Raw genomic sequence first — 25,492 nt, forward strand, 5'->3', positions numbered from 1 at the left:
GGGTGTTCATAGGTTCTCTGTCGAACCCGAGCTCAAGGAGAGACGCAAGATGGCCACCGTTGCCGTAACCGACGACACGTTCGATAGCGAAGTGAAGAACTCCGACATTCCCGTCGTGGTGGATTTCTGGGCCGAATGGTGCGGCCCCTGCAAGCAGATCGGCCCGGCGCTGGAAGAGCTGTCCTCCGAGATGGATGGCAAGGTCAAGATCGCCAAGGTGAACGTGGACGAGAACCCCAACTCGCCGTCGCAACTGGGCGTGCGGGGCATTCCGGCGCTCTTCATCTTCAAGAACGGCGAGGTCGTGTCGACCAAGACCGGCGCCGCGCCCAAGGCCGCGCTGCAAGGCTGGATCGAAGAGTCGATCTGAAGCTAAGCCGAGTAGAATAGCGAAGGGGTCGCCTACTGGGGGGCCCTTTTTCATTTAAGAACCACGCGCGGAACAAAGGCGCGGCGAGCCGCGCCGCCGCGCATCGCCGGGCCGCCCCCCGGCACGGCGATTGGGCAGATCTAGGTGCTTCGCTTGAACTACTCTCGGTTGTGGCAACCATAAAGCTCTTCAGAACAACGGTAGGTTCGCCGCACCGCGGCCCGCCAATGCGCGGCCCCATTTTCCTACCCGGGTTGCCATGCCTCCTCACCCCTTCCATATAGGTCCAAACATCTAAGGAGCCTCGACCATGAGCGATTTCCCCGGCTGGCACGGCACAACCATCATCGGCGTCCGCAGGGGCGGGCAGGTCGTCGTCGCGGGCGACGGGCAGGTCAGCCTTGGCGACACCGTCATCAAGGGCACCGCCCGCAAGGTCCGCCGGATCAGCCCCGGCGGATATGATGTGGTCGCAGGTTTCGCCGGCTCCACCGCCGACGCCTTCACCCTGCTGGAACGGCTGGAGTCGAAGCTGGAAGCGACCCCCGGTCAGCTGCAACGCGCCTCCGTCGAACTGGCCAAGGACTGGCGCACCGACAAGTACCTGCAAAAGCTCGAGGCGATGCTGATCGTCACCGACGGCTCGCAGCTTTACGTGATCACCGGCGCGGGCGACGTGCTGGAACCCGAACACGATGTCGCCGCCATCGGCTCGGGCGGGAACTACGCGCTGGCCGCCGCGCGCGGCATGATCGACAGCGACAGGTCCGCCGAACAGATCGCGCGGGATGCCATGGCCATCGCCTCGGACATCTGCGTCTACACCAACGGCAACCTGACCGTGGAAACCATCAGCGCCTAGCGAGCGCTTGGCGAGCATCGTTCGTCAGTCAGAGCAGGGCGGAATGCGGTCTTTCTTTCGTCCAAACGGTCCATTAGTGCTGGCGCGAAGACGACCAGAGGACTTCCCATGACCCTGACCCAGGACGACCTGCGCGCCGCCACCGCCGCCGGCATCATCGACGAGGCCCAGGCCGCGCGCCTCAGCGCCCTCTCGCACGAACGCGCCGGCCGCATCGCCCGCCGCGCGAACGAGGACGAACCGTTCGAGCTGTTCTCGGGCTTTGCCGAGATCTTCATCTCGCTCGGCCTGATCCTGCTGACCTCGGGCGCCGTGACCTTCGCCTTCGCCGCGGGCGGGGTGGTGTTCGTCATGGCGGCGCTCATGGCCGTCGGCTGGTTCGCGGCGCATTACTTCACGCTGAAACGCCGGATGAGCCTGCCCTCCATCGTGCTGGTCTGCACCTATGCCACCGGCGCGGGCGGGCTGATCGGCTATATCCTCGACATGATCGGCCTCACCTCCGGCGCGCTCGCGGCCATCCTGCTGGGCCTCGGTGGCATGGCCTCGATCCTGCTGCATTACCGCCATTTCCGCGTGCCCTTCTCGATGCTTCTCGTCGGCCTTTACGGCTTCATGACGATCTACGCGATCACCACTGAAACCAGCCCCGTCGACACGCTGATCACCGGCAGCTTCTGGAGCCTCTTCGACCTCCGTCAAGGCGGGTCGCTGGCCATCGGCACGCTGATCTTCGGCATCCTCGCCTTCATCGCCGGCCTCTGGTTCGACATGCAGGACCCGCACCGTATCGGCCGCCGCGCCCGCTCGGCTTTCTGGCTGCACCTGCTGGCCGCGCCAGCGCTGGTGAACACCGTGATGATGACCGTCTACAATTTCGATGGCGCGCTCGGCACGATCCTCACCATCATCGGCTTCCTTCTGGTCACCTGCCTTGCCCTCGTGATCGACCGCCGTTCCTTTCTGACCGCCGGCATGGGCTATCTCGCCGCCGTGATCTACTGGCTCTTCAGCATGGATGGCGGCGGCACGCAGCTGCCCCTCCTGATGCTCGTCATCGGCGCCTTCATCACCGGCTTGGGCACCTTCTGGACCCACCTGCGCGTCGCCCTCATGCGCGCCCTGCCGAACTTCCCCGGCAAATCCCGCCTGCCCCCCTATGACGACGTCACCGCAACCTCCGAATAACCGCACCTTGCGTTTCGCCCCCCCATGCTTACGTTCCCCCGTAACGCAATCACAGGACGCCCCATGACCGACCTCACCCCGCGCGAAATCGTCTCGGAACTCGACCGCTACATCATTGGCCAGAAGGACGCCAAGCGCGCCACCGCCGTCGCCCTGCGCAACCGCTGGCGCCGCAAGCAGCTCTCCGACGACCTGCGCGAGGAAGTCTATCCCAAGAACATCCTGATGATCGGCCCGACCGGCGTGGGCAAAACCGAAATCTCCCGCCGCCTGGCCAAACTCGCCCGCGCCCCCTTCATCAAGGTCGAGGCGACCAAGTTCACCGAGGTCGGCTATGTCGGCCGCGATGTCGAACAGATCATCCGCGACCTCGTCGACAGCTCCATCGCCCAGACCCGCGACTTCATGCGCGAAGACGTCAAAACCCGCGCCCACCAACAGGCCGAGGATCGCGTCATCGCCGCCATCGCCGGCGAGGATGCCCGCGAGTCGACGCGCGAGATGTTCCGCAAGAAGCTCAAGGATGGCCTGCTCGACGACACCGAGATCGAACTTGACGTCGCCGACACCTCCAACCCCCTTGGCATGATGGACATCCCCGGCCAGCCCGGCGGCGGCCAGATGGGCATGATGAATCTCGGCGACATCTTCGGCAAGGCCTTCGGCGGCCGCACCACCCGCAAGAAGATGACCGTCCGCGAAAGCTACGACATCCTGATTTCCGAGGAAGCCGACAAGCTGCTCGACGACGAAACCGTCAACCGCACCGCCCTCGAAGCGGTCGAGCAGAACGGCATCGTCTTCCTCGATGAGATCGACAAGGTTTGTGCGAGGCAAGAGGCCCGCGGCGGCGACGTCTCGCGCGAGGGGGTACAGCGCGACCTCCTGCCCCTGATCGAGGGCACGACCGTTTCCACCAAGCATGGCCCGGTCAAGACCGACCACATCCTCTTCATCGCAAGCGGCGCCTTCCACATCGCCAAGCCGTCAGACCTCTTGCCCGAACTCCAGGGCCGCCTGCCCATCCGGGTCGAACTGCGCGCCCTGACCGAGGAAGATTTCGTGCGCATCCTGACCGAGACGGACAACGCCCTGACTCGCCAGTACTCCGCCCTCATGGGGACCGAGGAGGTGAACGTCGAATTCACCGAGGACGGCATCAAGGCCCTCGCCCGCATCGCGGCGGAGGTCAACCAGACCATCGAGAATATCGGCGCGCGCAGGCTCTACACCGTGATGGAACGCGTGTTCGAGGAACTCAGCTTCACCGCGCCGGACCGCGCCGGCGAGAAGGTGGTCGTGGACGAAGCCTTCGTGGACGCCAACCTGGGCGAACTGATGAAGTCGACGGATTTGAGCAGGTATGTTTTGTGAGGGGTGGCTAAATGTGAAACCGCCGACTGTTTTCAGAAGGGTAGTGCATCAATTTCTTCGCGCCTCGCCTCTTGCTCTTCGGGCGAAAGGCGGCGAAGGCCGGAAGCCTCGTTTATTAGCCGTTCAGTATTCTTTCGAAATGCTTTTTCACGTTTCTGGCGTATTGAGTGCATCTCATTGGAAAGCTTCTGACCACGTTTGGAGGACTTTCCCACGATTTGCTTGATGCCACCTAGATGAGCCAAAAGTCGTGTCGTTGCGGTATCAATTTCATCCAAGGTTTCTGCGTTTTTGAGCGCTCGCCACAGTTCTTTCGAGCGCAGTTCGACTTTCTTTTTTGCGACTAAGTTACTACCGACGATGCCGACGCCTGTAACAAAAACAGCTTTGTTTCCTGTATAGTATTTCAGTTTGTGGGAACGCAGGCCGTATGATGCGATAATTCTTCGAATTTCGGCAATGAATGCCCCAGGAATTTTCGGCCCTGAGATTGTGAGATCATCAACCCAAATAGAGTGGCTCAATCCATACGATACGCACAAATCAGATATCTCATCAAACATGGGACGATGAACGAGAGACGCCAGTACAGGTGTAAGCGGTGAACCAAAACAAGCTCTATCATCTGCTGTCGCAACATGCGCAATCAAACCGGCAACGTCACCTGCCATACCAAATTGAACGGCAAGAGAGTTTCTGATCATTCTTCGCGTAGTGGATGGATAGAATTGCTTGATGTCTAACGTGAGGTATTGAAAAGCGCTCAAATGTACTTCGGCGTTGTCGCGCTGGGATCTGTTCTTCCTAGGACTAAAAAGATAACTAGGCTGAATGATCTTGTTTAGATGATACTTCAGCCTTTCGTGCACGGCGCGGAGTCTCGCCTCAGGATAGACCAACCTCCTCTCTTTACCGCTGGTTTCGATCGTTCTGCGTACCAAGAATTGTTCTTTGAAACGATCAGTTCCAAGTTTGTTGAGATCTTCTTTATTTTCTCGAACAAGAGCAGCAATATCGCGTTGCGTAGGCTTCTGAGCAAATGGCGAGCGCTCTAGCTCATACCTTTCGTACATTTTACGTGCTGGACGACTACGCATGGTTTGTATCCATTGGCCTTAGCTTTTCCAGCAAGTCTAGGGCCTTTCTCGCAATAATCAGTCGACCTTTTCGAACAGGTGCCTCCCCCTCTATTTCTTCCGCAAAGAACATAAGCTGGGATTTTTTGACATTTAGCGCATTACTATAGCGCTCCAAAGTGTCCAACGTGACAGACTTGGTTCCTCGCTCAAGTTCTGAGACCATAGCTTGGGACATACCAAGTAACTCTGCCATTTCCGTTTGAGAGTACCCCCAATAGAGACGCGCCAATGTAAGCGCCTCATTGATCATCGGTTTCTTGTTATCAGGCATGGCTATTCCAAAGGGCTGTGAAGGGGTCACCGCCGCCAACCCTCAAGACAACCGAGATCACTCCCAGAAATCCCAATCCATGCTCAGTAGGCGAGCGATGGTTACGACGGCGGTCCAAAGGAACCGCCATCTTGAAGGTTTCTTGCGATGCCGCCGCTGGTGCTGAACGTGTTTCTTGCTCATGTCTTTTTCTCCTCGATACCGGCCGAAGTTGGCCCCCGTAGGAATGAGGAGTGTGATCAGCGACGTTTGACCCCTTACATGCCGCACCCAATCCCGGATGGGTGCGGCCGGCGGCCACCCCGCATCCCGAGACGCAGGTGAGAGTCGAAGGCGCTAAGCCTTCACAGGGCCTCTGGCCCCAGTTCTCGTCGGGTTCTGCATTCACAAGGTTCATCACGGCTACAGAAGTAGCGTGTCATTCTCCAATCTGCAAGTAGAATATCGCTCTAAGCGATAATTTATTTAATCGTAACCTTCCGCCCTCCCTCTTAACCCCCCAGCCCAGAAAATCGCACCGTCGGCATACCACCCAAGTACCGACGCGATACCGACGTCCTTTTGGGCCGATCCGGAAAATTAACGAATCAAATCGGCACGCCTTTGAATCCCCTTTCCTTCCCCCGGGTTTCGGGCCACGAAGGGGGCCATGCGGCTCCTCGATTTTCTCCGTGACAACCTCCCCTTCCTGTCGGCGGGTATGCTGCTGACCTTTCTAAGTTCTTTTGGACAAACGTTTTTTATCTCTCTCTTCGCCGGCGAGATTCGGGCCGCGTTCGATCTCAGCCACGGGCAATGGGGTGGTATCTACACAGCTGGCACCACCGCCTCCGCCCTGGTCATGGTCTGGGCCGGCGGCCTCACGGATTTTTTTCGCGTCCGCACCCTCGCCCCTATCATACTGATATTACTCGCTTTTGCCTGCCTCTCCATGGCTTTCAACCCGGTCTGGTGGGGGTTGATCGCGGTTATTTTTGCCCTGCGTTTCACCGGCCAGGGCATGACCAGCCACCTCGCCGTCGTCGCCATGTCCCGCTGGTTCATCGCCACAAGGGGCAAGGCCCTGTCCATCGCCACCCTCGGCTTCGCCCTGGGCGAGGCCCTGTTACCCCTTGTTTTCGTTGCACTTCTGGCCATCTACGACTGGCACATGCTCTGGGTCGCCGCCGCGATAATCGCCCTAGCCGGTGTCCCCGTCATCTACCGCCTCCTCCGCCTAGAACGCACCCCCCAATCCTTGGCCCAAACCGACCAGTCGGTGGGCATGGACTCCCGCCACTGGACCCGCAATCAGGCCTTATTTCATTGGCTTTTCTGGTTCATGGTCCCAGCCCTTCTGGGCCCCGCAGCCTTCAACACCGCCTTCTTTTTCCACCAGGTCCACTTCGCTGAACTGAAGGGCATCCCCCACGTCCAGCTTGTCGCCCTCTACCCGTTCTACACCGCCGTCGGCATCGTCGCGATGGTCTTATCCGGCTGGGCCTTGGACCGGTTCGGCACCGCCAGATTGATCCCGTTCTTCCAGCTTCCCATGGTTGCCGCCTTTGGGATTTTCGCCATATCCGACGATACCTTGACCCTGCTCGCCGGCCTCTTCTTCCTCGGCCTGACAACGGGTGCCAACACCACCTTACCCAACGCCTTCTGGGCCGAATTCTACGGCACCGCTCGGCTTGGTTCGATCAAGGCCATGGCCGCCGCCGTCATGGTCTTCGGCTCCGCCATCGGCCCCGGCCTGACTGGAATGGGCATCGACCTCGGGCTGGGATTGGAAAGCCAGTACCTGATCGTCGCAGGCTATTTCGTCTTTACCACCCTGATGATGACCATCGGCATCACAAGGGCCAAACCCCTGCTACCGGTTGCGGCGTAGATAGACGTAGTAGGCCCCACCACCCCCATGCCGCACATGCGCCTGGGTGATCTGCAACACCAGCCCCGACAACGGCGCTGCGCCCAGCCATTGCGGTACCGCGTGCCGCAGCACACCATTTCTGGTGGGTATCGGTCCGCCGGTATCGGTGTTCTTGCCCTTTCCGGTGATCACGAGAACCAGCCGCTTGCCCTGCGCCTGCGCCCGGAGAATGAAGCCCGTCAGGGCAGGTTGCGCCCGGGCCAGGGTCATGCCGTGCAGATCGATCCGGGCTTCCGGTTCGACCTTGCCACGTTTGAGCCGCGTGTTCGTGCGCTTGTCCATCTGCAACGGCTGTCGCGCAAGGCGCTCGGGCAGGCCTGGCAAAGTGTCGTGCTTGTGGCCCGAGCGGTTGGCGTTTTGTCCCACCCTGAAATCGGGAAGCGCGGGTTGCGGCGCGTCAGACGGTGGCTTCGACGGCCTATCCAGGAGCCTTGGCCCTTCTTTTCCGGTTTTCGGATCAAGCCGGTCGGTTGTCTTCGCCACCTGCTGCCAAAGCTTCAATTCTTCGGGTGTCACCCGCCTCCGGCTCAAAGGTTCGGCTCCGTCGCGGTGGCGTAGGCGCGCTGTATCGGCAAAAGAACCACCATGCGGCCCGGGTCGCGCAAGCGTCCGGCGATGCGACCGGCGGTGTCGCCGGTGCCGATGAAAATATCCGCCCTTTGCGCCCCCTTGATGGCAGAGCCGGTATCCTGTGCGATCATGAGGCGGCGGATGGGATCTGCGCCCTCTTTCTCTATCCAGACCGGCGCACCGAGAGGAACATAGGCCGGATCGACCGCAATCGTGCGTCCCGCTGTCACCGAGCGGTTCATCGCCCCGAGCGGACCCATGTGAGCGGGAACGGAATCGATCCGGCGAAAGAACACGTAAGACGGGTTGTGCCAGAGCAATTCCTTGCCGGCCACTGGGTTGCGGCGCACCCAGTTCTTGATGACCTGGGCGGACACCTGGTGGGCCTGGTAAATTCCACGGCGAACCAGTTCCGCCCCGACCGAACGGTACTCGTGTCCGTTGGCACCGCCGTAGCCAACGCGGATTTTACGCCCGTCCGGCAAGGTCACGCGACCGGAGCCCTGGATCTGGAGAAAGAACTTTTCGACCGGATCGTCGACCCAGACGATTTCCAGCCCGCGCCCCTGCATGGCGACCCCGGCCTCGATCTCCCGGCGTGTCAGCCACGGCAATTCGCCCGCCGCCTCGGGAGGTTTCCGGTAGAGAGGATAACGATAGCGCGCACTGGCCGACAGTGAGCCGCTGAGTTCCGGTTCGAAGTAGCCAGTGAACAGGGCCTTTTTGCCGTCCTCGATCAGTACCGGGCGAAAGAACAGTCGAAAAAAATCGGTCGCGTCAGGCTTTTGCTGCGCGAGACCGCAAAGCGCTCGCCAGTCCGGGTCTTCAAGGTCCGGGCAGGTAAGCAGAAATGCCTCGAGCGCCTTGTCGTGGTCGTCCTCGGCCCAACCGCTGAGGTCTTCGAAGTCGAGAACGGTATGTGTCACGTCCTGGGCCGCGACGGTGGTCCCCACCGTCAGGAAAAATGAGAACGCTGCCGCCGCCCGTCCGATCATTCGCCTGTGGCAACAAGCCGCCAGTTCGGGTCGTCGGACCCCATGACACGTTCGAAGGTCCAGCTGTCCTTCTGCTTTTTGGATTTGCCGGGCTCACCCTCGACAATCTCGCCGTTCTGGTCGCGCACGACAGAAACAAGCTCGCCGATGAACCGAACCGTGATCTCGGCAGAATTGGTGGCGTTGTCGAAACTTGCCCCGGTCAGGGTCGTCTCGCGAACGCCGATGAATTCCGCCTCCACGGTCAGGCCTTGCTGGGCGCGCGAGTCCACCACACTCTTGAAGGCTTCGTACACGTCTTCATCGAGGAAGGGTTTGATTTCCTCCATCTGGCCACGCTCGAACGCCATGAGAATCCATTCATAGGCCTGTTTCGCGCCTTGCAAGAACTCGCCAACCGCAAAGCTGCTGTCTGCGCGCTTCATGTCGGCGAGCGCCTTGGCGCTATCCGAGCCTTCTGCCACATGATCCGTGATGTCGAAATCCGGACCGCCGTCGATCACCTCGAAATCCTGTCGACGAGACGGCGCAGGGGTCGACGGCCGTGGCTGTTGCGACGGCTCGTACCCGTCGCGGGTCCCCAGAACGCTTTTCAGCCGAAGAATAAGGAAGATGGCAATGCCCGCCAGGACAAGCAATTGGAGTAGGGGCGAATTCATTCATACCTCTCAACGTGCCCAGGATGGAAACCTCCCGGTTCGGTTCTTATGTAGGGTGTTGATCCGGGCGAGTCCACCATACCCGCCTTTCAAAGCAAGGAGGATCGTTTTTATGTGGCTGTTTGTAGCCTTTCTCGCCGTGCCACTGATCGAAATCGCGCTGTTCATCCAGGTCGGTGGCCTGATCGGTCTGTGGCCGACCCTGGCGATCGTCATCATAACCGCCGTTCTGGGAACGTGGCTTGTCAGGACCCAAGGCGCGATGGCGTTCGGACAGTTGCGCTCGTCTTTTCAGAAGCTGGACGATCCGACCGAACCCTTGGCGCATGGGGCCATGATCCTGATTGCCGGTGCGCTGCTGCTGACCCCGGGCTTCTTTACCGATGCCGTCGGCTTTTCCCTGCTCGCCCCGCCGATCCGCAAGGCCTTGTTTCAGTTCCTGCGAACGCGGATCAAGGTACAGCGCTTCGAGATGGGCCCGAACGGTCCACGTGACATGAGGAACGAGCCGCGACGACGAAACCGCCCCGACGTGATCGAAGGTCAGTTCGAGGAGGTCGATCCCCCGAAGAAGCCCAACCATGACGGTTCTGGCTGGACCCGGCATTGATCTGAAGGCATCAAGACAGGGCATTGAGGCGGCATCGGCATCCTGCTAAGCCTTCCAACGAATAATTTATCCGCCAGGAGACAGCAGATGGCCGAACAGGAAAATGGCGCCGCCAAGTCGGACGCTCAAGCAACGCAGGCAGGTCCGAAAATGAACGTTCTGACCCAGTTCATTAGGGACCTGTCATTCGAAAATGTCCTGGCGCAACGCGGCTCTGGCGGCGAGGTCAACCCCGATGTGCAGGTGGCCGTCAATCTGGACGCCAAGAAGAGATCTGCAAATCATAAGTACGAGGTGACGATCAAACTGGTGGTCACGTCCAAGAACAAGGGGACAGAAGACACGCTGTTCCTGATGGAGTTGGAATATGTCGGCGTGTTCCATATCGAGAACGTGCCCGATGACCAGATGCATCCCTTCCTTCTGATCGAATGTCCGCGGATGATCTTCCCCTTCGTGCGCCGGATCGTCAGCGACGTCACGCGCGACGGTGGGTTCCCGCCGCTGAACCTTGAAACCATCGACTTCGTTCAGCTTTACCGCAACGAACTCAGGCGGCGCCAGGCGGCGGCTGCCGAAGAAAAGCCGACGCCTGACGCCTAAAGCGTTTCGTGATAAACCTGAATCACAGCTTACCCGCGAAACGCAGCACAACAGCCAATCGTTGAACGCGTTTCGCCTTTCGCTGATGCCTCAGGTAAAAGGCGAAGCGCTTTAGCTCAGCCTTTTCCAGAGCGCGTCGTCGCCCATGTGTTCCACGAATGCCTGGTGCGCGGCGCGCTCTTCGTCGCTGAGCCTAGGCGCAAGCGGTTTGGTCCGCGGGCCGGGATGCCAATTCGTCTCTTCCGTCTCTTTCGACGTATCGGGCGAGTATGCGCCGGCGAGGGCGAAATCGGGCTGCCGGCCGCCGATCAGTTCCAGATAGACCTCGGCCAGTATCTCGGAGTCCAGAAGCGCGCCGTGCAAGGTTCGTGACGAGTTGTCGATGCCGAACCGACGGCAAAGGGCATCAAGGGACGCGGGCGAGCCCGGAAACTTTCTTCGGGCGATATCAAGCGTATCGACGGCCTGCTCCCACGGGATTCTGGGGATCTTCAGCCAGCCAAGCTCCGCGTTCAGAAATTTCATGTCGAAGGCGGCGTTGTGGATCACCAGCTTCGCATCGCCGATGAAGTCGACAAAACTCTGGGCGATCTTGCTGAAGACTGGCTTGTCACGCAGGAAATCGTCGCCCAGCCCGTGGACCTCGAAGGCTTCCTGCGGCATGGACCGTTCAGGATTGATGTATTCGTGATATGTCCGGCCAGTCGGCATGTGGTTGAACAGCTCGACCGCGCCGATTTCCACAATCCGATCCCCCTGTTCAGGGTCAAAGCCCGTGGTTTCGGTATCGAGTACGATTTCACGCATGGGTCAACCTGGTCCGAATATCTTTCAGAACATCCTGAACCTGGCGGCGCGCATGTTCAAGCGTGTCGGTAGTGATCGTGTAATCTGCCCGCGCGCGTTTATCGGCATCCGGCAGCTGCTTGTTTCGGATTGCATCGAACTGGGCCTCGGTCATGGTCCCGCGGGCCATGACGCGGGCTTTTTGCATCTCGGCAGGCACGCTCACGCAGACGGTTGCATCCATGGATCTGTCCGCGCCGGTTTCGAACAGCAGCGGAATATCCAGAACGGTGATCGCGGCATCCGTGTTTGCGAGAAACGCCGCACGGTCCTGTGCGACCAGCGGGTGGACGATGTCTTCGATTGTCTTCAGGGCGTTCGGGTCCTGGGCGATGATTGCTTTCAATCGCTCGCGTGAGACGGCACCGTCGACGACCGCGGATGAAAAAACCGATGCAATCGGCGCGACCGCATCGCCGTTGGGCGAATACAGGCGATGAACCGCAGCATCGGCATCCCAGAGGGCGCAGCCTTCGTCTGCGAACATACGGGCCGTGGTCGACTTGCCCATCCCGATCGAGCCGGTCAGCCCAAGCTTGAACGTCATCGGAGGGCGGCTGCGCGCGTCGCGCTGTCAACCTCGGGGCGGACACCGAACCAGCGTTCGAAGGCCGGCACCGCCTGGTGCAGTAACATGCCAAGCCCGTCGACAGTCTGGCAGCCCAGTTTTTCCGCTTCGGCCAGCAGCCTGGTCTTGAGCGGGGCGTAGACAAGATCGGTCACCATGGCGCCCTTGTGCAACCCGTCCAGCGGCACGCGCAAGGGCGGTTTGCCGATCATGCCCAGCGACGTGGTGTTCACGACCGTCGCCGCATCTTCCATCATGTTGCCGGCCTGAACCCAGTCGATCACCACGATGCGCTTGCCGAATTCCGTCTTGAGCGCGTCGGCCCGGACCCTTGTACGGTTGGCGATCATGATTTGCGGAACACCGACCTCCAACAAGGCCGAGATCACCGCCCGCGCGGCTCCTCCAGCTCCCAGCAGCGCCGCGGGCCCCGCCTTGGGATCCCAGCCCGGCGCGTTCTGGCGCAGGTTCTGGATGAAACCGACACCGTCGGTGTTGTCGGCATGAATTTTTCCGTCCTTGCGAAAGATCAGCGTGTTCGCCGCCCCGATCAAGGTCGCCCGATCGGTGATGAGGTCCGCAATCTCCAGCACCTTTTCCTTGTGCGGTACCGTGATGTTGACCCCGACAAACCCCATCTTGGGCAAGGTGCGCAGGACGTTTTCAAGATCATCGGTGGAAACGTCGATCGGAATGTAATGACCTGCAATCCCGTGGGTCTTGAGCCAATGCGAATGTATCTGCGGGGATTTCGAATGCGACACCGGGGAGCCGATCACACCTGCCAGTGGAATCCGGTTTTCAGTCATGTCTCAAGCTCTCCTCGCAGGCTGAGGTACGACAGAAGTTCAAGCAAGGGCAAACCGAGCACGTGAAAGTAGTCTCCGTGAACCTGGCTGAAAAGTCGAACCCCTTCTTCTTCCAGTTTGTATGCACCCACAGAATGCCGGATGCTATCCCAGTTTCTTTCGACATAGCCCTCGAGATAGCTGTCGGACACCTCTCGCATCATCATCCTGACAACACCGACATGACGCCAAACCGGCCGGGAGTCATCGCAGACGACTGACGCGGACAGAAGCTCGTGTCGCTTGCCACGCATTGCGCGAAGCTGTTCCAGCGCTTGCTCGGGGGTGTCGGGTTTGGACAGGATCTGCCGCTCGAAACTCAGGACCTGGTCGCATCCTATGACCAGTGCGTCGGCGTGTTTGGCGCTTTGCTTGGCGGCCTTGAGCTCTGCCAGGGCATCAGCGATATCGCGCGGCGAGGCACCTTCGGCAATCAGGCCGTCGCGCATTGCGGATTCGTCGACACGCGCGGGCACGACATCGAATGAGACGCCCGCATTCTGAAGCAGAGTTTTTCGGATGGCCGATCCGGAGGCCAGAATGATCCTGCGTGGCATGTGGATAACCTGTTGCATATCTCACTGATCTTCTAGGGACAGAATGGCGAAGTTTCCAACATTAGAGGGGCTGAGGAACAAAGTCCGTGTTTTCGTGCGTCTTCAGGGTTTCTTTGCACGTGGGGACAAGGAAAACTTCGGCACCGGGAAAACAGCCTTCGGAGCTGGTACCGGGACATTTCATCCACGGGGTTTACCGGATCTGTGCAACTGAACTATCTCATATTTTCATATACTTGACGCACATCAGCATAGTGCGGGCGGACGTATTCAACACATTTATCCACATCCGCAGGCAGTGTGGGGAATTCGGTGGACAGATTCATAATCCCCAGCTTGGACAGACCCCTACAAAATCATCATCCTTTTTCTTTCTATATTTATTATTTAAGAGAAGGGCAGGGAACGCGGGGAATACATGACCGACCTTCTGGCCTCACTTTATCCCTGGATGAAGTCGCTGCACATCATGGCCGTGATCTCCTGGATGGCCGGCCTGTTCTACCTGCCAAGGCTTTTCGTTTATCACGCAGAGCAATCGACGCCGGGAGACAGCCGCGACGAGGTGTTCCAGACGATGGAGCTCAAGCTGCTGCGGGTGATCATGAACCCAGCGATGATCGTGGCTTGGGGTGCAGGGTTATGCTTGGTCGCCACGCCCGGGATCGTGGACTGGAGTGCGATATGGCCGTACCTGAAGCTGGCCGGCATCCTTGCCATGACGTGGTTCCACATGTGGTTGGCGGGTCGCCGCAAGGCCTTTGCGACCCGCGAAAATACTCTGACGGGCCGGCAGTACCGCATGATGAACGAAGTGCCGACGCTGTTGATGGTCGTGATCGTTCTGTCGGTCGTCGTGAAGTTCTGAGATTGACTCGGCGCACGTCTGCTCTTAGGTAGCTGTGAACGGTGCCCGTCCGGGCGTGCCGACTTTCATAACAGAATGAAGAAACCGCGCGAGGATCTCGCGCCGATTTCTTAGGGATACTTCCATGTCTGACGAACGCCTCAACCTGTCCGATCTCAAGAAGCAATCCGCCAAGGATCTGCTTTCGATGGCGGAAGAGCTGGAGATTGAAAACGCGTCCACCATGCGCAAGGGGGAGATGATGTTTCAGATCCTCCGCGAGCGGGCGGATGAAGGCTGGACGGTTTACGGCGATGGCACTCTCGAGGTGCTGCAGGACGGGTTCGGGTTTCTTCGGTCCTCCGAGGCAAACTATCTTCCCGGACCGGATGACATCTACGTGTCGCCGGACACGATCAGGAAACATTCGCTGCGCACCGGCGACACGATCGAAGGTGAGATCAAGGCCCCGGAGGAGAATGAGCGGTATTTCGTCCTGACGTCGGTGACGCAGATCAACTTTGCGGATCCCGAGAACGCCAAGCACAAGATCGCCTTCGACAACCTGACGCCGCTCTATCCCGACGAGCGCCTGCAGATGGAGATCGACGATCCCACCATCAAGGACAAATCGGCCCGCGTGATCGACTTGGTGGCGCCCATCGGTAAAGGTCAGCGGTCTCTGATCGTGGCGCCGCCGCGGACGGGTAAGACGGTGATCCTGCAGAACATTGCCTCGAGCATCGAGCGGAACCATCCCGAGTGCTATCTGATCGTCCTGCTGATCGACGAGCGGCCCGAAGAGGTGACCGACATGCAGCGCTCGGTCAAAGGCGAGGTCATCAGCTCGACATTCGATGAGCCCGCCGGCCGGCACGTCGCGGTTGCGGAGATGGTAATCGAAAAGGCAAAGCGCTTGGTCGAGCATAAACGAGATGTTGTTATTTTGCTCGACTCGATAACAAGACTTGGTAGGGCTTATAACACGGTCGTGCCGTCATCGGGCAAGGTCCTGACGGGTGGTGTGGATGCGAACGCCCTGCAACGGCCCAAGCGGTTTTTTGGCGCAGCCCGAAATATCGAAGAAGGTGGATCGCTGACCATCATTTCTACCGCGCTGATCGATACCGGCAGCCGGATGGACGAGGTGATCTTTGAAGAATTCAAAGGCACAGGCAACTCGGAGCTGGTGTTGGATCGCAAGATTGCCGACAAGCGCGTGTTCCCGGCAATCGACATTCTGAAATCGGGCACACGGAAAGAAGACCTGTTGATAGACAAGGTCGATCTGCAGAAGACGTATGTCCTGCGTCGTATCCTGAACCCGATGGGCACCACGGACGCGATCGAATTCCTTCTTGGAAAGCTGAAGCAAACGAAAACGAATTCGGATTTCTTCGATTCCATGAACACCTGATGTGAGCCCGGTCAGAGGACCTATGGACACAATCTTTGCTCTTTCGACCGCGCCAGGCAAAGCTGGCGTCGCGATTATCCGCGTTTCCGGCGCCGGAGCGTTTCAGGCCGTCGGGTCCTTGGTTGACGGTTTGCCTAGGCCGCGGCAGTCAGGCTTGCGGAACTTCAAGGCGCCAGATGGTTCTTTGTTGGACACAGCCCTGGTACTGACCTTCGAGGCCGGCCACAGCTTTACCGGAGAGGCGACGGTTGAAATCCATTGCCACGGATCGCGGGCGGTGGTTTTGGCAATCCTCGATGCGCTGGGCGGTCAAGACGGGTTGCGGCCAGCCGAACCCGGCGAGTTCACGCGACGCGCATTGGAGAATGAAACCCTGGACCTCGCACAGGTGGAAGGCCTGGCAGACCTGATCGAAGCGGAAACGGAGGCGCAACGCAGGCAGGCCGTGCGCGTTCTGTCCGGCCAGTTGGGCGCACGGGCGGAAGAATGGCGTGAAAAATTGATCCGCGCCGCGGCGCTCCTGGAAGCGACAATAGATTTCGCGGACGAAGACGTGCCGGAAGACGTGTCACCGGAAGTGTTGAGCCTGCTTGAGAGCGTGCGCACCGAATTGGACAGAGAGGCCTCTGGCGTCGGAACCGCGGAGCGTATCCGTGAAGGTTTCGAGGTCGCGATTGTCGGCGCACCGAATGTTGGCAAGTCGACGTTGCTGAATGCGCTTGCCGGGCGGGATGCGGCAATCACGTCCGAGGTTGCCGGAACAACACGGGATGTCATCGAGGTGCGGATGGATCTGAACGGTCTGCCTGTGACATTGCTTGATACTGCGGGATTGCGCGCCACCGAGGACAAGGTTGAATCCATCGGCGTGGACCGGGCCATGAAGCGAGCTGAGACAGCCGACATTCGGGTTTTCCTCGTGGAGCCGGGCCAGGAGCCTGCAATGGAACCGGCCGCCGAAGACGTGGTGTTGATCGGAAAGGCTGATCTTCACGGATGCCCTGAGAATTCGATTTCAGGCATCACGGGTCACGGCGTTCCTGCTTTGATCGACAGCGTGTCGAATGTTCTTTCCTCGCGGGCTGCGAACGCGGGCGTTGCGACGCGGATGCGCCACAGGGAAGCCTTTATATCCGGCAGTGAATGCCTCGGCAGAGCGATGGCGCATCTGGGGCTTGGCAACGAACAAACGGACCTGGCCGCGGAAGAGTTGCGGAGTGCTGTGCGTCATCTTGATTCTCTGGTAGGACGTGTGGATGTCGAAGCCGTTCTTGACGAGATCTTCTTGAGCTTTTGTCTGGGCAAGTAGTGGAGTGTTTCACGTGAAACATTTTGATGTGATTGTCATAGGGGGCGGCCATGCCGGAACCGATGCTGCCCATGCATCTGCTCGCCTTGGCGCAAACACGGCGCTGATTACTTTGAGCCGATCATCGATCGGGGTTATGTCATGCAACCCAGCGATTGGCGGTTTGGGGAAGGGACATCTCGTTCGCGAAATCGACGCGCTGGATGGGGTCATGGGACGTGTCGCGGATAAGGCAGGCATACAGTTTCGCCTTTTGAACCGCCGGAAAGGGCCTGCAGTGCAGGGGCCGCGCACACAGGCGGACCGGAAGATCTATCGTGAAGAGATGCAGGCGGAAGTCGCGTCCCAGCCGAATTTGTCGGTGATCGAGGGTGAGGCGGCCGACTTCATCATGACAGATCAGAGGGTATCCGGGATCGTGCTCTCGGATGGCAGCGAGATTTCTGCGCGGGCTGTTGTTCTTACCACCGGAACGTTTTTGCGGGGCGTGATTCATATCGGGGACGTGTCCAGGCCCGGCGGAAGAATGGGCGACAATCCGTCGGTTCGTCTGGCGGAGCGGATCGATACGTTCGGTTTACCCCTCGGGCGCCTGAAAACAGGAACGCCGCCGCGCCTTGATGGAAAGACCATCGACTGGGCAGGGCTGGATATGCAGGCGGCCGACGACCAGCCGGTTCTCTTTTCCTTCATGTCGAAACGTCCCTCCGCGCGGCAAGTGGCTTGCGGAATCACGCATACCAACACCCAAACGCACGAGATCATCCAGAAAAACCTCCATCGTTCTGCGATGTATGGAGGGCATATCGGCGGTGTCGGGCCGCGCTATTGTCCGTCTATCGAGGACAAGATCGTGCGCTTTGCGGACAAGCCGTCTCACCAGATATTTCTGGAACCTGAAAGCCTATCGGATGACGTGATTTATCCGAACGGAATTTCGACATCTTTGCCCGAAGAGATCCAGGAAGATTACGTTCACTCGATCAAGGGGCTGGAGAATGCGAAGATTCTGCAGCCGGGCTATGCGATCGAGTATGATTTTGTTGATCCAAGAGCGCTGGACGCGACGTTGGCGGTGCGCTCGGTGCCCGGCCTGTTCCTGGCGGGCCAGATAAACGGCACCACCGGATACGAAGAAGCTGCGGCGCAGGGGGTCGTGGCGGGCCTGAACGCAGCGCTTTCTGCTTTGGACAGAGATCCAGTGATTTTCAGTCGCGCCGAAAGCTATATCGGTGTGATGATAGACGATCTGGTCACCCGCGGCGTGTCGGAACCGTACAGGATGTTTACCTCGCGGGCGGAGTTCAGGCTTTCCCTGCGCGCGGACAATGCAGACCAGCGCCTGACCCCGATAGGTGTGGAGCTTGGCTCCGTCAGTGCGGGAAGACGGGACGCATTCGAACACAAGATGCAGCGGCTGTCGGATGGCAAAGCGCGGATTTCGGACACCTTTTATACGCCACGGCAGCTGAACCAGGCCGGGCTCAAGGTCAACGAGGATGGGACCAAGCGCAGTGGGTATACACTGCTGTCCTTTCCCGACGTAAGTTTCGAAGACCTCTTGGCGCTGGATTCGTCCTTGTCGGATATTGATCAGGAAACCAGACGGCAGCTGGAAAGAGATGCGCTGTACGCAAACTATATTGAGCGGCAAAACCGGGACATCGAGGCCATCAAGAAAGATGAAAAGCAGGTTATTCCACCTGATTTCGACTTTGGCTCGATCCAGGGCTTGTCGAATGAGGTGAAGGCCAAGCTGGTATCCGCGAAACCTGCAAACCTTGCGCAGGCGGGCCGTATTGATGGAATGACTCCGGCCGCGCTGACAATCATTCTGGCGCGCTTGCGACAGATGAAGCGCGAGAAGTCCGCATGAGCTACAATCTCGGCGTTGATGTTTCACGTGAAACATTCGAGCGCCTGGAGAGGTATGCTGACCTCGTCAGAAAATGGAATCCTCGCGTAAACCTGGTCGCGAAGTCGACGCTAGAAGAAATTTGGAGCCGTCACTTCCTTGATTCTGCGCAGCTTTTCCAGCTGGCGCCTGATCATGCGAAGACCTGGGCTGATTTCGGGGCTGGCGGCGGATTTCCGGGGCTGGTGATCGCGATTTTGGCCAATGAACTGCGGCCGGATATGTCCGTGATGCTGGCAGAGAGCGACGCTCGAAAATCGGCTTTCCTGCGGAACGTTGTTCGGGAGACCTCCATAAACACCAAGGTTGTGTGCGAGAGGGTGGAGGAAATGCCGCCTTTGTGCGCCGACGTTATATCTGCGCGGGCGTTGGCAAACCTGTCGAAGCTCTTTTCCCTGTCTCATGACCATCTTGCGACAAATGGCGTGATGCTGTTCCCGAAGGGAAAAAATTGGCAATCGGAGCTTGTTGAGGCGCAATCGAAGTGGCGTTTCAATCATCAGGTTGTTAAAAGTGTAACGAGCGACCAATCCGTCATTCTGTGCATTTCAGGAGTACGCCGTGCTTGAACTCACGCGCTCTTCAAACCCGAAGATTATTGCGATTGCCAACCAGAAGGGGGGCGTCGGAAAGACGACGACAGCTATCAACCTCGCGGCGGCTTTGGCTGAGGAAAACTTCAAGGTTCTGATCGTTGACCTTGACCCGCAGGGCAACGCCTCAACCGGCTTGGGGATTGAGCCGGATGCGCGCGAGTATACCGCCTACGAGCTTTTGCTCGAGGAAATCGAGCTCTCGCGCGTGATCCAGGAGACACCTCAGCGCAACCTGAGCATCGTCCCCGCAACCGTCGATCTGAGTTCGGCGGACATGGAGCTGATTTCAAATGAGAAGCGCAGCTTCCTGTTGCACGACGCGCTGCGCCAGCCCGCCATGGATGAGTATGGGTTTGATTACATACTGATTGATTGCCCGCCGTCGCTGAACCTTTTGACGGTCAATGCCATGGTCGCGGCGCATTCAGTTCTCGTTCCGTTGCAGTCGGAGTTCTTCGCTCTCGAAGGCCTGTCGCAACTCATGCTGACGGTGCGCGAGGTCCGACAATCCGCCAATAAGGATCTGCGGATCGAAGGTGTCGTGCTGACCATGTACGATGGTCGAAACAACCTGTCCGCCCAGGTCGAACAGGATGCGCGCGAGAATCTCGGGCCGCTGGTGTTCCAGACAAAGATCCCACGGAACGTACGGGTAAGTGAGGCGCCGTCTTACTCTGTTCCCGTCTTGACCTACGACCCTTCGTCGAAAGGTGCCGAGGCCTATCGCGCCTTGGCGCGGGAATTGGTGAATAACAACAAGCGCCAGGCGGCGTAGGGAGGACAGCATGTCAGACAAGAAATCCAAGCGCGGTCTTGGCCGGGGCCTTTCCGCCTTGATGTCCGATGTCGCGGAAGTTCCCGAGACCTCCGAAGGCGCCGTAAAAGCGGCGGACAAGACCGTGCCGATCGAGAGGATAGAACCGAATCCCGATCAGCCTCGGCGCGACTTTGACGAAGACGCGTTGCGTGATCTTGCCGCTTCGATTTCCGAAAAAGGGATCATTCAGCCCCTGATCGTCAGGCCCAGCCCCCGGGCCGAAAACGGGTTCGAGATCGTTGCCGGTGAACGCCGCTGGCGTGCTGCGCAGCTTGCCAAATTGCACCAGGTGCCGGTGATTATCCGGGAATTCGACGACACCGAAGTCTTGGAAGTGGCCATCATCGAAAACGTCCAACGCGCGGACCTGAACCCGGTGGAGGAAGCGGCCGGGTACAGCCAGTTGATGGAGCGATTCGGGCACACGCAGGAAAAGCTTGCGCAAGCCCTGGGGAAAAGCCGAAGCCATATCGCCAACCTTGTCCGTCTTTTGAGTTTGCCCGATGACGTCCAAAGATTGCTGCGCGACGGAAAACTGTCATCGGGTCATGCGCGGGCGCTGATCACTGCCGACAATCCTTCTGAACTGGCGCAGCAGGTGGTGAAAAAAGGGCTTTCGGTGCGCGAGACGGAAAAGCTGGCGAAGAAGGCGCAGCAGAATATCTTCTCTGACGGCTCCGCCCCGAAGAAGAAAAATCCGGTTGAGAAAGACGCCGACACGAAAGCGCTGGAAGGGGACCTGTCCGCGAACCTCGGTATGAAGGTCGCGCTCAACCATCGGCCGGGGCATGAGAATGGCAGCATGACGATCAGCTATGAAAGCCTGGATCAACTGGACGACCTGTGCCGCAAACTTGCCGGAAACTAGTCGTCAAGCAAATCGGCAATGATATGGTTCAAGATCGACCTGCCCGACGGCGTCGCCGCGATACGGCCGTTTTGATGGGTCAAAAGACCCAGGTCACAGAAGTTCTGGATTTTGGACGCCGGGACCGGAGCGCCAGCGAGCTTCCTGTGGCGTTCAAGATCGACCCCTTCGACAAGGCGTAGACCCATCAGGAAATGCTCTGTTGCCTGATCCTGGGAAGACACTTTATCATTGTTTTTCAATGACTTGTCTATCTCCGAAAGCGTCAGCCACTTTTCGGGATTTGACCAGGCTTCGGTTTCTCTACGCCCGCTTCCGACCGTTATGCGGCCATGTGCGCCGGGACCAATGCCGATGTAATCCCCATATCGCCAGTAGACGAGATTATGTCTGCACTCGGCGCCCGGCGCAGCATGGTTGGACACTTCGTATGCAGAAAGACCCGCTTCGTTGCAAAGCTCCTGGGTCAGTTCGTACATGTCGGCCGCAAGATCCTCGGACGGCAGACCGCGCAATCCGCCACGGGCGCGGCGTTGATGAAAGACGGTTCCGGGCTCGATTGTCAGTTGGTAGAGCGAGAGGTGATCGACAGCCAGATCAAGCGCTTCGGACAGTTCCTCGCGCCAGTTTTCAAGTGTTTGGTTCTGCCGTGCATAGATTAGGTCGTAACTGACGCGATCGAAATACACGCGCGCGATTTCATACGCTTTCCTTGCGTCGCTGACCGTGTGAATCCGTCCGAGCCGTCGCAGGTCTTCGTCCCGCAGGGATTGAACACCAAGAGAAACGCGATTGACGCCAGCCTCTGCAAACCCCGAGAACCGGCCAGCCTCGACCGACCCGGGGTTGGCCTCCAGCGTGACCTCCAGGTCATTCGCGGGTGTCCAGATCTCGTGAACCCGCTGCAGGATCGCCGCGACCACGTCCGGTTTCATAAGGCTGGGCGTACCCCCACCGAAAAAGACCGAGTTCAGCACCCGCCCGGAAAACATCTCGGCATATCTGTCGAGTTCCCGAAGATACGCCGCAAGCCAGCGGGATTGGTCGATTTCGGACCGAACATGACTGTTGAAGTCGCAATATGGGCACTTGGCTTCGCAAAATGGCCAATGCAGGTAGAGGCCGAACCCCCCGGCTTGCCAATCCTCAGTCAAAGCAGCCCTTCACCAGTTTTCTGAACGCGTCCGCCCTGTGGCTGATCCGGTTCTTGAGATCCGGGTCCATCTCGGCAAAGGTCACGTCATGGCCAGTGGGCTGGAAGATGGGATCGTAGCCGTGACCGTGTTCGCCGCGCATCGGCCAGACGATCTGGCCTTCGACGGTACCGGGGAAGACTTCGTCATGCCTATCCGGCCAGGCCAGCACGAGCGTACAACAGAAACGCGCCGTCCAAGGCGGTGCAGCCTGCTTGGAAATGATCCCGTCATAGGCTTTCTTCATGGCCATTCCAAAATCGCGACCAGTCTCTGTTTCTGCCCAATCTGCGGTGTAGACCCCGGGCGCCCCATCCAGGGCGTCGATTTCAATCCCGCTATCGTCCGAGAGCGCGGGAAGGCCGGTTGCCTGCGCCGCGGCGTGCGCCTTGATGCGAGCGTTGCCGACGAACGTGGTCTCGGTCTCATCGGGCTCGCCGAGGTTCATCTCGGCGGCCCCAACAACGGACACGTCATAAGGCGCCAGCAGTTTGGAGATTTCTTCAAGCTTTCCGGCGTTGTGCGTGGCCACCAACAAGGTGTCGCTTGACAGTTTACGCACCTGTCGCCGCCTTCTGCGCTTCTACCAGCTCCGCCACGCCTTTCTCGGCCAGGTCCATGAGGCTCGTCATCTGGTCCCGACTGAAAGTCGCGCCTTCCGCGCTCATCTGCACCTCGATCAGGCGACCGGATGCGGTCATGATGAAGTTGCCATCGACGCCTGCATCGCTGTCCTCGGGATAGTCGAGGTCCAGGACAGGTTGACCGGCGTAGATACCGCAGCTGACCGCCGCAACAGGGTCTACCAGAGGGTCGCTGACGATATCGCCGGTCTTGAGCAGCTTGTTCACGGCAAGCCGCAGGGCAACCCATCCGCCGGTGATCGAGGCGCAGCGGGTTCCGCCGTCGGCCTGGATCACATCGCAATCGACGGTGATCTGGCGTTCTCCCAGTGCCACGCGGTCAACGCCGGCGCGCAGGCTGCGGCCGATCAGGCGCTGAATCTCGACGGTTCGTCCCCCTTGCTTGCCGGCCGACGCCTCGCGCCGCATCCGGGAGGTGGTCGAGCGGGGCAGCATTCCGTATTCGGCCGTGACCCAGCCCAGGCCCGATCCCTTGATGAAAGGCGGCACGCGATCCTCGATCGTCGCGGTGCACAGGACATGGGTGTCGCCGATACGGATCATGCAGGACCCTTCGGCATGTTTCGTGACCCCGGTCTCGATTGAAACCGCGCGCATTTCACTTAAGTCTCTCCCAGAAGGACGCATGCCAGAACTCCTTGTTTGCATGTCGGGAATACAGGTGACCGAAACCCGATAGCAACCCTGATTGACCTTTTTGCCGGGCCGTTTTTAATGGCACTTCACGAGGCGACAGAAATGCAGATGGAAAACGCGCGAAAGATCCTGGATGAAATGAACGACCGCTCGCGGGAGGTGTTCCGTCGCGTGGTCGAAGGGTATCTTGCAACGGGCGATCCGGTCGGGTCGCGCACCCTGACGCGTGACATGAGCGAAAAGGTATCCGCCGCGACGGTCCGCAATGTGATGCAGGACCTGGAGTATCTTGGCCTGTTGGACAGTCCACACGTCTCGGCCGGGCGCGTCCCGACACAACAGGGCCTGCGCATGTTCGTCGATGGTCTGCTCGAAGTCAGTGACCTGGAGCTGAACGACCGAGAGAAGATTGACGCGACATTGGGCTCGAATTCCGACGATGTCAGCCTCGCGCTCGATCGAATCGGATCGGCCTTGTCCGGCGTGACGCAAGGCGCTTCCCTGGTTCTGGCGCCAAAGCACGAGGCGCCGATCAAGCATATCGAGTTCGTGTCGCTGGGCCATGATCGTGCGCTTGTGGTGATCGTCTTTGGCGATGGGCATGTCGAGAACCGTATCTTTCACCCGCCGCCGGGCCAGACCCCCAGTTCGATGCGCGAGGCCGCCAATTTCTTGAACGCGCTGATCGAAGGCAAGACGCTGTCAGACGTGCAAACCGTGATCGCCAAGGAGATCGAGGCGCGCCGGCAGGAGATCGACGGACTGGCGCATCAACTGGTCGAAAGCGGCCTGGCCGTCTGGGAGGGCGAGGCTGACAGTTATGAGCGGTTGATCGTGCGTGGGCGTGCGAATCTGATCAATTCCGAGGTCGAGCAAGAGGACCTCGACAGGATGAAAACGCTGTTCGATGACCTTGAACGCAAGCGCGACATCGCCGAGTTCCTGGAATTGACCGATCAGGGCGAGGGTGTGCGCATTTTTATCGGCTCGGAAAACAAACTTTTCTCACTTTCGGGTTCCTCTTTGGTGGTCTCTCCATATATGAACGCTGATCGAAAGATCGTGGGCGCGGTCGGTGTGATTGGTCCGACACGCCTCAACTACGGTCGAATTGTACCAATCGTGGATTACACCGCGCAGCTTGTCGGAAAGCTGATCGCGGACCGGAAATAGAGGAAGAGCATGGCGCAGTCGAAAGAAGACCCGTTTCTTGATGACATAGAGCAAGCGGAAGACGAGGAACACGCCGCGATGGCCGAAGAGGATGCTCCGGAAAGTCTGGAGGATCAGGTCGAAACCCTTCGCGCGGAGCGCGATGCGTTCCAGGACAAGTTCATGCGCGCGCTTGCCGACGCAGAGAACGCCCGAAAGCGCGCCCAGAAGGACCGGACCGAGGCCGAGAATTATGGCGGTTCGAAACTGGCACGCGACATGCTGCCGGTGTTCGACAACCTGAAACGTGCGGTCGAAACCGTGACGGACGAACAGCGCGCGCAATCGGCGGCCCTGATCGAAGGGATCGAACTGACCATGCGCGAACTGGTCAACGTGTTTTCCAAGCACGGAATCCAGGTGATCGACCCGCAGGTGGGGGACAAGTTCGATCCCAAGCAGCACGAAGCGATGTTCGAGGCGCCGGTTCCGGGAACCAAGGCCGGCGAGATCATTCAGGTCTCTGCCCAGGGTTTCATGCTGTATGATCGCATCCTGCGCCCCGCGCAGGTCGGCGTGTCGTCCTTCACCGGGTGATGCGATGTCCGGCAGGGCCGATCGCCGATGCCTGTGCATTGGCGGCGGTCCTGGCGCAGAAGCATCCCGACTGTATCCGGAAAATCTCCTGGCGAGTCGAGGTTGAGTGGTGCCGCAGGCGCGACG

At 59.2% G+C, this 25,492-nt stretch carries 28 protein-coding genes; 16 read left to right on the plus strand and 12 right to left on the minus strand.

Annotated features, from left to right (window positions below; all coding sequences use genetic code 11):
- The first annotated feature begins 49 nt into the window (after positions 1-49).
- From trxA to hslU, 4 genes are all read left to right on the plus strand, one after another.
- Positions 50-370, plus strand: a complete 321-nt coding sequence (gene trxA, locus FIU89_RS20155) for a thioredoxin (RefSeq protein WP_057795333.1) — start codon at positions 50-52, stop codon at positions 368-370.
- Positions 371-680: 310 nt separating this feature from the next.
- Positions 681-1,232 (plus strand): ATP-dependent protease subunit HslV, encoded by a 552-nt coding sequence (hslV, locus tag FIU89_RS20160; RefSeq protein ID WP_152494236.1) that lies wholly within the window; start codon positions 681-683, stop codon positions 1,230-1,232.
- 108 nt (positions 1,233-1,340) lie between these two features.
- On the plus strand, positions 1,341-2,420 hold the full coding sequence (locus FIU89_RS20165) for a hypothetical protein (RefSeq protein ID WP_152494237.1): 1,080 nt from the start codon (positions 1,341-1,343) through the stop codon (positions 2,418-2,420).
- A gap of 63 nt (positions 2,421-2,483) precedes the next feature.
- Positions 2,484-3,794 carry an ATP-dependent protease ATPase subunit HslU gene (gene hslU / locus FIU89_RS20170; protein WP_152494238.1) on the plus strand — a complete coding sequence of 437 codons (1,311 nt, stop codon included), beginning with the start codon at positions 2,484-2,486 and terminating at the stop codon, positions 3,792-3,794.
- Between the two features lie 32 nt (positions 3,795-3,826).
- Here the strand turns inward: hslU and FIU89_RS20175 are convergent, their stop codons facing one another.
- Both FIU89_RS20175 and FIU89_RS20180 read right to left on the minus strand, forming a co-directional pair.
- Positions 3,827-4,867, minus strand: a complete 1,041-nt coding sequence (locus tag FIU89_RS20175; RefSeq protein WP_152494239.1) for a reverse transcriptase family protein — start codon at positions 4,865-4,867, stop codon at positions 3,827-3,829.
- Between the two features lie 16 nt (positions 4,868-4,883).
- A complete protein-coding gene (locus FIU89_RS20180) occupies positions 4,884-5,204 on the minus strand; it encodes a helix-turn-helix domain-containing protein (RefSeq protein WP_152494240.1) in 321 nt (106 codons plus the stop codon).
- A 649-nt stretch (positions 5,205-5,853) separates the two neighbouring features.
- Here FIU89_RS20180 and FIU89_RS20185 point away from each other — a divergent pair.
- The gene (locus FIU89_RS20185) at positions 5,854-7,077 is read left to right on the plus strand and encodes an MFS transporter (RefSeq protein WP_152494241.1); all 1,224 of its coding nucleotides are present in this window, start codon (positions 5,854-5,856) and stop codon (positions 7,075-7,077) included.
- Here FIU89_RS20185 and FIU89_RS20190 read toward each other — a convergent pair.
- From FIU89_RS20190 to FIU89_RS20200, 3 genes are all read right to left on the minus strand, one after another.
- Entirely contained in the window at positions 7,060-7,485 is a 426-nt protein-coding gene (locus FIU89_RS20190; RefSeq protein ID WP_368373273.1) for a Smr/MutS family protein, read from the minus strand. The two genes, FIU89_RS20185 and FIU89_RS20190, sit on opposite strands and share 18 nt — an antisense overlap.
- A 161-nt stretch (positions 7,486-7,646) precedes the next feature.
- Positions 7,647-8,684: a murein transglycosylase A gene (locus tag FIU89_RS20195; protein ID WP_152494243.1), complete on the minus strand. Its 1,038-nt coding sequence runs from the start codon at positions 8,682-8,684 to the stop codon at positions 7,647-7,649.
- Complete coding sequence (locus tag FIU89_RS20200; RefSeq protein WP_152494244.1) at positions 8,681-9,343, minus strand: Tim44/TimA family putative adaptor protein; 663 nt, start codon at positions 9,341-9,343, stop codon at positions 8,681-8,683. The genes FIU89_RS20195 and FIU89_RS20200 overlap by 4 nt, the downstream gene beginning before the upstream one ends.
- 112 nt (positions 9,344-9,455) lie before the next feature.
- Between FIU89_RS20200 and FIU89_RS20205 the strand changes: the two genes are divergently transcribed.
- Both FIU89_RS20205 and secB read left to right on the plus strand, forming a co-directional pair.
- Complete coding sequence (locus FIU89_RS20205; RefSeq protein ID WP_152494245.1) at positions 9,456-9,953, plus strand: FxsA family protein; 498 nt, start codon at positions 9,456-9,458, stop codon at positions 9,951-9,953.
- A gap of 87 nt (positions 9,954-10,040) precedes the next feature.
- Positions 10,041-10,556, plus strand: a complete 516-nt coding sequence (gene secB, locus FIU89_RS20210; RefSeq protein ID WP_152494246.1) for a protein-export chaperone SecB — start codon at positions 10,041-10,043, stop codon at positions 10,554-10,556.
- 111 nt (positions 10,557-10,667) lie between these two features.
- On the opposite strand, the gene dnaQ is transcribed toward secB, so the two are convergent.
- From dnaQ to FIU89_RS20230, 4 genes are read right to left on the minus strand one after another with little or no spacing between them, the layout of a single operon-like run.
- On the minus strand, positions 10,668-11,363 hold the full coding sequence (gene dnaQ, locus FIU89_RS20215; RefSeq protein WP_152494247.1) for a DNA polymerase III subunit epsilon: 696 nt from the start codon (positions 11,361-11,363) through the stop codon (positions 10,668-10,670).
- Positions 11,356-11,949 (minus strand): dephospho-CoA kinase, encoded by a 594-nt coding sequence (gene coaE, locus FIU89_RS20220; protein ID WP_152494248.1) that lies wholly within the window; start codon positions 11,947-11,949, stop codon positions 11,356-11,358. Before coaE ends, dnaQ begins: the two co-directional genes overlap by 8 nt.
- Positions 11,946-12,779 (minus strand): shikimate dehydrogenase, encoded by an 834-nt coding sequence (locus FIU89_RS20225; protein ID WP_152494249.1) that lies wholly within the window; start codon positions 12,777-12,779, stop codon positions 11,946-11,948. The genes coaE and FIU89_RS20225 overlap by 4 nt, the downstream gene beginning before the upstream one ends.
- Positions 12,776-13,375 (minus strand): nucleoside triphosphate pyrophosphatase, encoded by a 600-nt coding sequence (locus FIU89_RS20230; protein ID WP_152494617.1) that lies wholly within the window; start codon positions 13,373-13,375, stop codon positions 12,776-12,778. Before FIU89_RS20230 ends, FIU89_RS20225 begins: the two co-directional genes overlap by 4 nt.
- A gap of 418 nt (positions 13,376-13,793) precedes the next feature.
- Here FIU89_RS20230 and hemJ point away from each other — a divergent pair, with 418 nt between their 5' ends.
- From hemJ to FIU89_RS20265, 7 genes are all read left to right on the plus strand, one after another.
- Positions 13,794-14,243 carry a protoporphyrinogen oxidase HemJ gene (hemJ, locus tag FIU89_RS20235; RefSeq protein WP_152494250.1) on the plus strand — a complete coding sequence of 150 codons (450 nt, stop codon included), beginning with the start codon at positions 13,794-13,796 and terminating at the stop codon, positions 14,241-14,243.
- Positions 14,244-14,367: 124 nt separating this feature from the next.
- Positions 14,368-15,639, plus strand: coding sequence for a transcription termination factor Rho (gene rho, locus FIU89_RS20240; protein WP_152494251.1), 1,272 nt, complete (start codon positions 14,368-14,370; stop codon positions 15,637-15,639).
- A 22-nt stretch (positions 15,640-15,661) separates the two neighbouring features.
- Positions 15,662-16,948, plus strand: coding sequence for a tRNA uridine-5-carboxymethylaminomethyl(34) synthesis GTPase MnmE (mnmE, locus tag FIU89_RS20245; RefSeq protein ID WP_152494252.1), 1,287 nt, complete (start codon positions 15,662-15,664; stop codon positions 16,946-16,948).
- A gap of 13 nt (positions 16,949-16,961) precedes the next feature.
- Positions 16,962-18,824 carry a tRNA uridine-5-carboxymethylaminomethyl(34) synthesis enzyme MnmG gene (gene mnmG, locus FIU89_RS20250; protein ID WP_152494253.1) on the plus strand — a complete coding sequence of 621 codons (1,863 nt, stop codon included), beginning with the start codon at positions 16,962-16,964 and terminating at the stop codon, positions 18,822-18,824.
- Complete coding sequence (rsmG, locus tag FIU89_RS20255) at positions 18,821-19,432, plus strand: 16S rRNA (guanine(527)-N(7))-methyltransferase RsmG (protein WP_152494254.1); 612 nt, start codon at positions 18,821-18,823, stop codon at positions 19,430-19,432. The genes mnmG and rsmG overlap by 4 nt, the downstream gene beginning before the upstream one ends.
- Positions 19,425-20,234 carry a ParA family protein gene (locus FIU89_RS20260; RefSeq protein ID WP_152494255.1) on the plus strand — a complete coding sequence of 270 codons (810 nt, stop codon included), beginning with the start codon at positions 19,425-19,427 and terminating at the stop codon, positions 20,232-20,234. The genes rsmG and FIU89_RS20260 overlap by 8 nt, the downstream gene beginning before the upstream one ends.
- 10 nt (positions 20,235-20,244) lie before the next feature.
- Positions 20,245-21,144, plus strand: a complete 900-nt coding sequence (locus tag FIU89_RS20265; protein ID WP_152494256.1) for a ParB/RepB/Spo0J family partition protein — start codon at positions 20,245-20,247, stop codon at positions 21,142-21,144.
- Here the strand turns inward: FIU89_RS20265 and hemW are convergent.
- Genes hemW through rph form a run of 3 tightly spaced genes read right to left on the minus strand, consistent with a single transcriptional unit; the run spans position 21,141 to position 23,608 of the window.
- On the minus strand, positions 21,141-22,298 hold the full coding sequence (gene hemW, locus FIU89_RS20270) for a radical SAM family heme chaperone HemW (RefSeq protein WP_152494257.1): 1,158 nt from the start codon (positions 22,296-22,298) through the stop codon (positions 21,141-21,143). The genes FIU89_RS20265 and hemW overlap by 4 nt on opposite strands.
- Positions 22,291-22,899, minus strand: coding sequence for an RdgB/HAM1 family non-canonical purine NTP pyrophosphatase (gene rdgB / locus FIU89_RS20275; protein ID WP_152494258.1), 609 nt, complete (start codon positions 22,897-22,899; stop codon positions 22,291-22,293). Before rdgB ends, hemW begins: the two co-directional genes overlap by 8 nt.
- A complete protein-coding gene (gene rph / locus FIU89_RS20280; RefSeq protein ID WP_152494259.1) occupies positions 22,892-23,608 on the minus strand; it encodes a ribonuclease PH in 717 nt (238 codons plus the stop codon). Before rph ends, rdgB begins: the two co-directional genes overlap by 8 nt.
- Before the next feature lie 117 nt (positions 23,609-23,725).
- On the opposite strand from rph, the gene hrcA reads away from it, so the two are divergent.
- The gene (gene hrcA / locus FIU89_RS20285; protein WP_152494260.1) at positions 23,726-24,790 is read left to right on the plus strand and encodes a heat-inducible transcriptional repressor HrcA; all 1,065 of its coding nucleotides are present in this window, start codon (positions 23,726-23,728) and stop codon (positions 24,788-24,790) included.
- Between the two features lie 9 nt (positions 24,791-24,799).
- The gene (locus FIU89_RS20290) at positions 24,800-25,366 is read left to right on the plus strand and encodes a nucleotide exchange factor GrpE (RefSeq protein ID WP_152494261.1); all 567 of its coding nucleotides are present in this window, start codon (positions 24,800-24,802) and stop codon (positions 25,364-25,366) included.
- Positions 25,367-25,492 lie beyond the last annotated feature (126 nt).

This window comes from Roseovarius sp. THAF27 (assembly GCF_009363655.1).
Lineage (GTDB): Bacteria > Pseudomonadota > Alphaproteobacteria > Rhodobacterales > Rhodobacteraceae > Roseovarius.